2 protein-coding genes are annotated in these 873 nt (G+C 69.0%); both read right to left on the bottom strand.

Annotation, left to right across the window (positions count from 1 at the left end; translation table 11 throughout):
* On the bottom strand, positions 1-493 hold a 493-nt coding region (locus ELR45_RS34235; protein WP_205857832.1), incomplete at its 3' end, for a sensor domain-containing protein.
* 61 nt (positions 494-554) lie between these two features.
* The coding region (locus ELR45_RS34230) for a sensor histidine kinase (protein ID WP_338069624.1) at positions 555-873 on the bottom strand (319 nt) is incomplete at its 5' end.

The following is an 873-nucleotide window of genomic DNA, read 5'->3' as shown; positions in this document are numbered from 1 at the left end:
GGGCGAGCAGCCAGACCAGACCACGGAATCCGCCGCCGCCGCTGATCGCCCACGAGCCGACGATGATCGGCGTCATCGCGACCGAGAAGCCAAACCAGGCAACCGTGAGTGGCCAGGTGACCAGCCGCACCGGGAGGATCAGCACACAGAAACCCCAGTCCCGCCAGTTCTGCGGATCGCGTAGGTGGCGGAGCAACCTGCTCACGCCGCTTCCGCGCTCAGGCGGATGGTAGAACGGCCCGACCTCCCGGCCCTCCATCGTCGCTACGCGCGCCCGTTCGGCGGCGGCGAACCCGCGGGCCGTGAGAAGCGTGACGGACAGCACCACCAAGCCGAGGAACGCCAGCACGACCAGGCCGATCCCGAGGACGAAGCCGACCAGCATCAGGGCGAACGACACCACCGCGATCGGCATCCCCGGCAGGAGATAGCCCAGATCGCGTCCCATCTGGCGCCATCCGACCCGTGGGCGGCCCGGCCTGGTCGTATTCACGCTGTCAGCCTCCCATGATCGTCGGCTCGTGCCCGCACGTGGTGTGTGGTGGGAATGGCGATCACGGTAGCGGGATGGTGGCGTTGATGGTGGTGCCGGCGCCGGGTGGGCTGTCGATGGTGAGTTGGCCGTCGACGCCGGCGAGGCGGTCGGCGAGTCCGGTGAGGCCGTGTCCTTTGCCGAGGTGGGCGCCGCCGCGGCCGTCGTCGCTGATCCACACGCGCAGTACATCGCGGCTGCGATGGTCCCGCTCGTTGTCCATGTCGCTCCACCGCGACGGTGCACTGCCGGGTTCGAGGGTGACGGTGACGTTGCAGTGGGTGGCGTCGGAGTGTTTGGCGGCGTTGGTGAGTGATTCGGTGGCGACGAAGTAGGCGGCG

Source organism: Phytoactinopolyspora endophytica (assembly GCF_004138495.1).
GTDB lineage: Bacteria > Actinomycetota > Actinomycetes > Jiangellales > Jiangellaceae > Phytoactinopolyspora > Phytoactinopolyspora endophytica.
Note: the sequence above shows the minus strand (reverse complement) of the source record. Positions and strands in the feature narration are given on the sequence as shown.